The organism is Prosthecobacter vanneervenii (assembly GCF_014203095.1).
GTDB classification, from domain to species: Bacteria; Verrucomicrobiota; Verrucomicrobiia; order Verrucomicrobiales; family Verrucomicrobiaceae; genus Prosthecobacter; species Prosthecobacter vanneervenii.
This window is the reverse complement of the sequence record NZ_JACHIG010000007.1, coordinates 360,411-369,868: the sequence shown is the minus strand read 5'-3', so window position 1 is coordinate 369,868 and position 9,458 is coordinate 360,411. Positions and strand designations below refer to the sequence as shown.

General features: G+C 61.0%; 6 protein-coding genes and 1 pseudogene. 6 read left to right on the top strand and 1 reads right to left on the bottom strand.

Going from position 1 to position 9,458, the window contains the following annotated elements; genetic code table 11:
- Positions 1-471: pseudogene (locus HNQ65_RS17455) on the top strand (chemotaxis protein CheW); the annotation flags it as partial.
- A 73-nt stretch (positions 472-544) separates the two neighbouring features.
- Here HNQ65_RS17455 and HNQ65_RS17450 read toward each other — a convergent pair.
- On the bottom strand, positions 545-1,615 hold the full coding sequence (locus tag HNQ65_RS17450; protein WP_184341264.1) for a substrate-binding domain-containing protein: 1,071 nt from the start codon (positions 1,613-1,615) through the stop codon (positions 545-547).
- 123 nt (positions 1,616-1,738) lie between these two features.
- Between HNQ65_RS17450 and HNQ65_RS17445 the strand changes: the two genes are divergently transcribed.
- The 5 genes from HNQ65_RS17445 to HNQ65_RS17425 all read left to right on the top strand — a co-directional run bounded on the left by HNQ65_RS17445 (position 1,739) and on the right by HNQ65_RS17425 (position 9,408).
- A complete protein-coding gene (locus HNQ65_RS17445) occupies positions 1,739-2,431 on the top strand; it encodes a type 1 glutamine amidotransferase (RefSeq protein ID WP_184341262.1) in 693 nt (230 codons plus the stop codon).
- Between the two features lie 133 nt (positions 2,432-2,564).
- Entirely contained in the window at positions 2,565-4,205 is a 1,641-nt protein-coding gene (locus HNQ65_RS17440) for a substrate-binding domain-containing protein (RefSeq protein ID WP_184341260.1), read from the top strand.
- 3 nt (positions 4,206-4,208) lie between these two features.
- Positions 4,209-8,003 (top strand): Verru_Chthon cassette protein A, encoded by a 3,795-nt coding sequence (vccA, locus tag HNQ65_RS17435; protein WP_184341258.1) that lies wholly within the window; start codon positions 4,209-4,211, stop codon positions 8,001-8,003.
- Positions 8,000-8,431 carry a Verru_Chthon cassette protein B gene (gene vccB, locus HNQ65_RS17430; protein WP_184341256.1) on the top strand — a complete coding sequence of 144 codons (432 nt, stop codon included), beginning with the start codon at positions 8,000-8,002 and terminating at the stop codon, positions 8,429-8,431. The genes vccA and vccB overlap by 4 nt, the downstream gene beginning before the upstream one ends.
- Entirely contained in the window at positions 8,428-9,408 is a 981-nt protein-coding gene (locus tag HNQ65_RS17425) for a hypothetical protein (protein WP_184341254.1), read from the top strand. The genes vccB and HNQ65_RS17425 overlap by 4 nt, the downstream gene beginning before the upstream one ends.
- Positions 9,409-9,458: the final 50 nt, after the last annotated feature.

Below are 9,458 nucleotides of genomic sequence, written 5' to 3'. Positions count from 1 at the left end.
GCTGGCCTCGTCAAAGACCCGAAAGACTACCGCTGGTGCGGCTACGCCGAAGCCCTCGGTGGCAGCCGGAGAGCCCAGCGCGGCCTCTGCAAAGCACTGGGCAAACCCGTGGACGGCTGGAAGAGCGCCGCTGCCGCCGAAGCCTACCGCAGCCTGCTGCACACTGACGGCCGCGAGATCAAAGATGCCCAAAACAAACATGTCGTGCGTCAAGGCCTCAGCACCGAAACCGCCCGTGCTGTACTAACCGAGAAAGGCAAGCTCAGCACCGCCGAACTCATCCGCCTGCGAGTGCGCTACTTCACCGACGGCCTCGCTCTCGGCAGTAAAGAATTCGTCGAAGGCGTCTTCGAGTCCCAGCGCGAACTCTTCGGCCCCAGACGCAAAAGCGGAGCCCGCCGTCTCACCGAATCCTCCGCGCCCTTCTACACCCTGCGCAGTCTGCGTGTAGCTCCGATTGGTGATAAATAGAAGTGCTTGTTCACAAACAACATCTTTCGCAAAGGCTGCCACACCTCCGCTGATCAGTCGCCACAGGCACCTCTCACACCGTCACCAGCTCGCCCGTATTCCTCTCATCATACCCCGGCAGCTCCCCGATCAGCCTCCGATGCTCCCGGCTCCGCATCAGCTGAATCAGCGCCCGAATCCTCGGATCACCCTCCATCGCCACCGCAAAGCACAAGTCCAGCGACTCCCGCCTCACTGGCAGAAACCGCAGCCCCGCATCCTCCGCGCACAGCCGCACGCACACCCCAGCCTCAGCCCAGCCGCTCCTCACCGCCTCCACCACCGCCTGATGGCTCAGCACCACATGCTCGGGCACCGTCGCTTGGCCCAGCAGCTCATCCAGGCACTCCCTCGCCGCAGAGCCCGGCTCCCGCATCGCCCACTGCCTCACCTGCTGCGCACATGCCGTGACACTTGAAATCGCATCCGCCGCAGGCAGCGCAATCCCCTCCTGCCACTCCGCACTTCTCAGCAGCCGGTAACCGCTGCCCAGCCTCTCCAGCACCGTCTCCGCATTCCTCTCCGGCCGCTCCTCCGTGGACCGATGCAGCGCCGCCACATGCACCACCCCCTGCCTCAAAAGCTCCAGCGCCGCACCGCCACCGCGTGTGAAAGTCAGCATCCGAAATCCAGACGCCGCCGCATACTCCGCAGCCAGCAGCCCCGCCGCCGGGTCACACCCCGCCATCACCAGAGTCTTCGAGGCATCGCTCCTCCTGCTCTCCTTCATCACCTCGCCGTGGCAGATCCCATCATGCGCCCATGAGACCCCCGGCAGCGTCTCCACAGGAAACAGCCACTTCCTGCCACCCACCTCCGCCTCCCAGTAGCGCCCCGCGCCAGAGGTCGCCTTCCACGCCCACAGCACCTGCCCCCCTTGCCGCGGCCCAGGACTCGCAGCCGCCTCAAACAGCTCTTCCACACGGCACCCCAGCGCCCTCGCCACCGCCAGCGCCGCCGACACAGACGGCGTCAGCCGCCACGCCTCGATCGCGCTTAGCGAGCTCCGCGGCATCCCCGCCATCTTCGAGAACTCCTCCTGCGACCACCCCCGCGCCTTGCGCAGCGCCGCCACCGGATGCTCTGGATTTTTCGCGCGTGACATGATCCCGTCATACTGCCGCCCTTTCCATCCCCCGTCAAACCCCGGCCCACCCCCCGAAACCGGCCTTTTTTGCCGAATCCGACACAAAAAGCAGGCATTAAAGCTGCATCCAATTTTCCTCAAATGAACGTCCACATTCTCCAGCACGTCCCGTTCGAAGGCCTCGGCAGCATCGCTCCCTGGCTCCAAAATCGCGGTGCCAGCATCAGCGACACACGCTTCTACGAAAGCCCCGTCCTTCCAAATCTTGCCACCATCGACCTCATCATCGCCCTCGGTGGCCCCATGAGCGTCAATGACGAGGCCGCCCTCCCCTGGCTCATCACCGAGAAACAGTTCATCCGGTCCGCCATCCAGCGCGGCATCCCCGTCCTCGGCATCTGTCTCGGTGCACAGCTCATCGCCAGTGCTTTAGGAGCCTCCATCTACCCTGGCAAACACCGCGAGATCGGCTGGTTCGACATCACCTCCGTCCCCAGCCCCTCCCATACCTTCCACTTCCCACCCACCGCCACCGTCTTCCACTGGCACGGCGAGACCTTCGACCTCCCACCAGGAGCCATCCATCTCGCCCGCAGCGCCGCCTGCGAGCACCAGGCCTTCCAGTTCGGCCCCAACGTCATCGGTCTCCAGTTCCACCTCGAAACCACGCCCGAAAGCGCCGACTCCATCATCTCCCACTGCCGCAACGAATTGATTCCGAGCACCTTCGTCCAGTCCGAGTCCACCCTCCGCGCCACCCCTCCCGAAGCCTATACCAGCATCAACTCCCTCATGGCCCAGATCCTCGCCTTCCTTTTGCCCCCTTCCACATAATCCCCCAGAGGATGAGCCTTCTTCATGTCCCACATGAAATGATTTGAAAGAGAACATTCACTTTCCTCTTTGACATGATAATGACATTGCTGATGATCAATACGTTAATATGGCTTTTTGATAGGATCGAATCATGACGACCCGCCTAACACCACTTTTTATCCTGCTGGTACTCTCCTTGCTGCCAGGGGCGGCTATGGCAGCCACCACGATCACGTTGCAGCCAGATGGCACCGGCACCAGCAACGGCGATGCCTTCGTGACCACCGGCCCGTCGAATGACCTAACAGGGAACAATTATGGCGGGGCGGGCGCGCTGGCAGTCTCGGCGGCGCTCTCTAAGGGTACTTTCGACAGCCTCCTGCGCTTTGATCTCTCCAGTGCAGCCTCCTCCCTCAACACCACTTACGGCGTCGGCGGCTGGAACATCAACAGCATCAGCCTGCAGCTGACGACAGCCACGGTGAACAACGCACTTTTCAACGCAAGCCAGACCGGAACCTTTGATGTCAGCCTCATCTCCTCCAACTCTTGGACGGAAGGAACAGGTAATCCGAACACCCCCACAACGACGGGAGTAAAATGGACAGACATGAGCGGGCTGCTGAGTGGTGCGCAGTCTCTGGGAGCCTTCAATCTGGCGAACGTGGGCGATGGAGTGACTGCGAGTTACACACTCACACCTTCCAGCACTTTGCTGAATGATCTCTTCAGCGGCGGTCAGGCCAGCTTTGCCCTCACCGCAGACCCATCTGACAGTACGGTGGCCGCTTTCTTTAACTCACGCAATTTCGGCACCGCATCACGCCGCCCAGCCTTGATCATCACAGCCTCGGCCACTCCTGAGCCTGGACGAGCGATGCTGTTTTTGATCGGAGCAGCCTGCACGCTGGGCAGAAGAAGGAAGCCGGTGAAAACCATTGAGCCTCATCGCATGAAGAAGCGCTTCATCATCATCGCAGCCGTTTTGTGCCCTGTACTGTTGCCGGCCGCAGATTCTGCGAAAAAGCAGCCGGTACGTGTCGCAGTCATCGGTGGCATGACGCTCGGCGGCATGTGGCCGGAACTGGCGGAAAAATTCACCCAAGACACCGGCTGGCCGGTGGAACTGGTGGCCACGGGCCCCAAAGCCGTGCTGGCTCAGGCCCTCAAAGGTGGGCTCGTGGATCTGGTGACACTGCATTCCAGCGACGAAGCCACGGAGATGGTGGCCAATGGCTTTGCCAAGGACATGCAGCCCTGGGCGCGCAACGAACACTGCATCATGGGCCCTGCGGATGATCCGGCTGGCATTCGAGGCATGAAGGATGGCGCGGAGGCGCTGAAAAAGATCGCGCAAAGCCAGTCTCCGTTTGTCGATTTCATGGGCCCGGGCAGCCGGGAGGTGTCCCATCGCCTTTGGAAAGCGGCGGGTGAGGAACCCAAAGGAAACTGGGTGCTCAAAGATGAAAGCAAGGCGCCTCAGGCGGTGGTGGAATATGCTGCTTCCAAGAAAGCTTATGTCATTGTGGGCCGCATTCCGATTCTCAAGGGCAAAATACCCTCTGCAGGCATGGTTGTCATGGTGCAGGGAGATCCCGCGATGCGAAGGCCCTATGTGGTCATGGTAGCCGATGAAAAGAAATTTCCACAAAGCAACCAACCCGGCTCCAAGGCACTGCATGCCTGGATGACTGGCGAGGCCGGACAGTCCTTTCTGCGCGACTACTCAACCCGCAAGCCAGATGAGCCGCATCTGTTTTATCCAGCCATGAGCGAATTGGTGAAGCCGTAGGTCATGAAAACGCGCAGGCATTGCAGACGGAGCGGCAGCGCCATCGTCATCGTGCTGGTGTTTGCGGCCATGATCATGGTGCTGGTGCTGGCAGTACTTGGCACCGGGATGCAAAGTCGGAAACAGAGCGCAGCAGTGGGAAAAATTCAGGAGGTGGAGGCTCTGGCGCAGCTGCCTGCGCAAATGGTCATCACGCAGCTGCAGCGCGCTACACTGCCCGGCAAAACATCAGACGGTGAACGTCTGACATGGGTGTCCCAGCCTGGAATGATCCGGGTGTTCGGGACGCAGCCCACAGCGCGCATGCACTACCGTCTTTATTCTGCACCAGTCATGAACTCCGCGACGCTCGACCTCACTCAGGAGGCGGCAGCACTAAATCAATGGAATGTGCAGGCATCCGGCTACACCGATTTGAATGAGCCGGTGCTGAGCAGCAGGAGTGGCGCGGTGGAGAAGAAGTTCCCCATCGCTGATCCGGCGGCCATTGGCCGGGTGGCAGGCTTTGCGCTGCGCCAGGCTGCACCAGGTGCTGATGCCCTGCATTCACTGCCCATGCCCGCAGCTTGGATCTATGTTTTGAAGGACGGTCGCCTGGTGGTGCCGACGAACCTCACCGGCACCAAGGCCAGCTTTTCGGCAGACGTGGTGTCGGCGGACACTCCCATTGTAGGACGTGTCGCTTTTTGGACGGACGACGAGAGCTGCAAGCTGAACCTGAACACCGCCACCGAGGGTGCCGCCTGGGACATGCCTGCAGCCAACACTCAGGTGGAGCACGGCAATGCTCTGAATGCCCCCACGGGCGTGGAAAGCTACCGGCTGAGCGGGCATCCAGCCTTCACCTCGCTGAGTCCAGTGCTGCGAAATTTTGGCGGAGCCGCCGCTGGCAGCACGCAGTGGCCCAAGCCTGATGAGGTGAACCCGCTGACGGCAGACAAATCGACTCCGTGGGCCAGGTACGTCAGCCTCTATCAAACCTTGGCACCCCATGGTGTGGGTGCCGACCTGATCGCACGGCAGGACCGCCACTACGCCACGATGGACGAGCTATTTTACAGCACGCAACGGCAGCCCAATGGCAGCGGCGGCAGCTCAGGATTTCTGATGGAACCGGCGGATCTGAGCATGGCCCGTTTTTTTCTGACCACACACTCGGCGTCACCAGAACTGAACCCGTTTGGCGGGCCGAAAATCGCGCTGTGGATGGTGCCGCAGGATGCAGCACAGCGCAGTGTGGTGGACCGTCATGTCATGGCCGCCTGTTCCTTGAACGCTGGCACGGCACAGGTGGCTGAATTTGCTTTTCAGCGAGCCGCCAACTGGAGCGGCACCAGCAGCCAGGGCTCGTCACAGAGCATGACAGATGACTGGGCGGTGCAGCGGAATCAAAACTTGTACTCGTGGCTGCAGCAGATGACCAGCGTGGCCTTTCCAGGCTATGGCGCGTCTTTTCTGAACAAATATGGAACACAGAGCCGCGACCAGCTTCTAACCTCGATGCTGGACATGCTGCGCTGGACTGCCAACACCAGCGCCTGTCTGCCACCCGGCCCTGGATCAGCGAATGCACAAGGCCTGGCGGAGCAGAGCGCAGTGCCGCTGACGATTACCACCACGAACGGGACAACAACGAGGGGCTTTGGCCGTTTCCCCACCATCACAGAGGTGGCGGTGGTGTTTGCCTTCACGGATGTGGAGCGCGGATCTGATGGGAAACCGAGAGATGACAACAAAGACGGCATCTGCGACCGCGCAACAAAGCTGCGTGCGTTGATGGTGATCAACCCCATGATCCCGGCCTGCGGCACACCAGCAGTGAGCCCCGCATGGAGTGTGCGCATCCGGAGGCTGCAGCACTTCACCATCGGCCAGGGCATCGGACTGCTGCTGCCCGGTGGCAATGCGCGCAACCGCTGCATCTTTTCCAGCTCCCTGCCTTTCGGCGCAGGAACAGGCTGGGGAGGGAACAACAGTGCTTATGCGTGCATTGCCTCCCAGTTTCTGCAGGCAGATGGCACGCCCAAAGTGCCTGGAGTGGTGAATGATCCGGCGCGTGGCTTCCCGTTCATCAGCAGCGGTGATGTGTCCCTGCTAAGCGGCATGGGCCTGGCGGGCTCCACGCTGCGATTCAGCGGCGGTGCCATCGTGGTGGATCTGATGGCTCCGAATGCATCCATGACATCACCACAGGCAGGAGACGCCATTCATTCCGTTGAAATGGAGTTTCCAGACCAGGTCATTCCGATGCCGTCGCTGCTCGTGTCTGACTTTCAAAGCGGACCGCGCAGCATCAGCAGCCGCTTCACTCCCGTGACCGTTGGCGGGGAAATGCGGCTGCCGATCATTCAGCGTGGTGATGTGGTGCGTTCGCTGATCTTGAATCCGGCGGGGCCATCCCAGGGAGATGTGCGTCTGGTGGCCGCCCGGCGCGATCTGCTGCTTCCTGATGCCACGAACTGGTATGGCACGCACCCTGACTATGGCACGGCAGCCACTCCTGCGGGCCAGCTTAAAACCGAGGCACAGAGCCTGCGTGACGGTGCCTACATGCAAAGCGGTCAGTTTGGCAGCATCCTCCAGCCCACCCGGAACACATCGGGCACACTGCTGTCAGGCGTCGCCTATGCCGACAACGCCATCCCGGCCGTGCCTGTCGGCCTGAATGGTGCCACCACACTGAATGCCGGCGTTCTTGGTGACTGGGAAAGCGGTGAAGGCGTGCTCGAGGACGGGCCTTTCGTCAACCGCAGCCGCCTTCTGCCTGCGGGCTGCTTTGCGCGCAGCACCACGGGAGGCAGCAGCCTTCAGGCCACGAGCGACCCGCTGAGCGAGATCTCCTCCGCCATCTGTTTCGGCGCTCTGCCGAGCGGGGTGTATGGGAATGGCACGGACGGCACACCACGACCATGGCAGACGCTGCTTTTCTGCGCGAATCCGGCAGGACGCAGCACGGCGGCGAACCACACGGCACAAGCGACGGACCATTTCGGGTTCACCTCTCCGCCAGATCATCTGTGGCTGGAGTTTTTCTGGACGCCAGTCACGCAGCCCTGGCCGATGAGTGCAAGCTTCGCCACCGAAGGAAAGGTGAATCTCAATCATCAGCTGATGCCTTTCACCTGGATCCAGCGTGCAACCGCCCTTTATGGCGCACTGAAGGGAGTACGCATCACCGCCATTCCAACGGCAGCACTAAGCAGCCAGAATGGATCCGCCAAAGGAAACACTGACGGCAGTCCTCTCAACGCGACTTTTAAGTACGAAGTCGATGAAGGCAAGACGGTGGACGGGCTGAACCAACGTCTGGACGGCGGCGATGTCTTCCGCACGGCGTCGGAGATCTGCGGTCAGTTTCTTGTGCCTCGCCGCATTTCCGGCCACAGCTATGACAGCAGCGGGTTCAGCCCCGCGGATCCGGCCAGCATGCAGTATGGCGACATGACAATGTGGTGGAATGGCACGACGGGGAGTGCTGGCGATGCATTTGAAGGTACGGGAGACAATCTGAGAGAATCCCCCTATGCGCAGGTCCACCCAAGGCTGTGCACACAGTCCAATGTTTACAGCGTGCATTACCGCGTGCAGGTGCTTCGGCAGGCACGCGGAGCACCGGCCGAAACATGGGACGAGGCACGCGATCATGTGCAGGCGGAGAGGCGCGGGTGCTGCGTGATCGAGCGAAGGCTGGCACAGCAGGCCACGCCGCTGCCTGATCCAGCCACGAGCACCTCGGCGCGTTCGCTGCATGAGGCGCACTCTTTTCGCATCGTATCGCAAACCGTCTTCGGCCCATGAAAGCACATCGAGCAGCTTTTACCCTGATCGAAAGCCTGCTGGCCGTCAGCATGGCTGCGGCGGTGATGCTGACGCTGCTGGCTCTACTGCCTGCCGGACTGGATGCCACACGCGAATCAGCACAGCGGAATGCCATGGCGCGCATCTTTGCCAGATTGAGGCAGCAATGTGCGGCCTCGACGATCAGCGGCGATTTTTATTTTGATGCGCTGGGCAGGCCGCTCACCAGCCGGACAGTGGATGCAACTTTTGCCGCGAGAGTGCTGCCTGCGACAAATGTAGCCATGCCGGGAGATGCCAGCACCACGATGCGAAGCATCAGCATTGTGATCAGCACCCAGATGCTGGATGATCCTTTCGCGAATGCGAACCATCTGCGGGCACAGCGGCTGCTGCTGGCTCCACTGACGAGCGGAGGCGGCTCATGAGCCGGCGGCAGCACGGCTGGACCTTCATCGAGGTGATGGTTTCCACCGCGATTCTCGTGCTGCTGCTGGTGCTGATGGCCGAGGCGCTGAACACGACGCAGCACTCATGGATGACAAGCCGGACGGCAGCGGGAACGCAGCAGAATCTGGATGCAGCAAATGGAATAATCGGCAGGCAGCTGCAGCAGGCGACACTTCAAACGCGCTCCGGCTATGACATGAATCTGAACCAGATCGTCCCGGCGTCAGACCTGCATTTTGTATGCGGGCCTGCAGCAGAACTGCTGCCTGGGCTGCCGGGGACCTGCGGTGATGCGGTGTTTTTTCAGCGACCTGCTGCGGATACCGGCTCAGGACTGCGTCAGGCGCTGCAGTGCTGCGGCTTCTTTGTTCAATACAGCGGTGATGAAGCCTGGAGGCCGGTCTTTTCCAATCAGATTCCGGTGCAGAGGCGGTTTCGTCTTTTGCAATTTCATCAGACTGCCAGTGAAATGACGTTGTTTCAGAGCAGTGGAGTGAACGGCACCCCGCCCAAGCTGGCGCAGCTGACGAGCCGGACGGATCTTTATGAGTGGTTCAGCCAGCCGATAGGCGGAGGCAGCAGCAGCTACCCGAGTCATGTGTCCGTGGTGGCGGAGAATGTGGTGGCAATGTTTCTGCAAACGACACCGGCAGCACAGCGATGCTATGACACGCGCAGGCAGCAGTGGGAGCCGGGATCTGTGACGGCGGCACAAACGCGGCATCGGCTGCCGGAGATGGTGGAGGTGACGCTTGTGCTGACGGATGAGGCCAGCTGGGCACGGCTGAATGTGGAGCACGCCGATGTGCTGGCAGGAGAAGTGCGGAGTTTTATCCAAGGACTGTCATGGCTGCCAGATGCGATGCCACAGAGCCTGGATGCACTGAAGCAGATGATGACGGCACAGGGAATGAGTGTGAGGATCGCGGTGTTCAGTGTGCCGATGGGGGACTAATCAAAAAGCGCCGCCACTGGGTGATGACGACGCTTTGGCGGAATTTGATG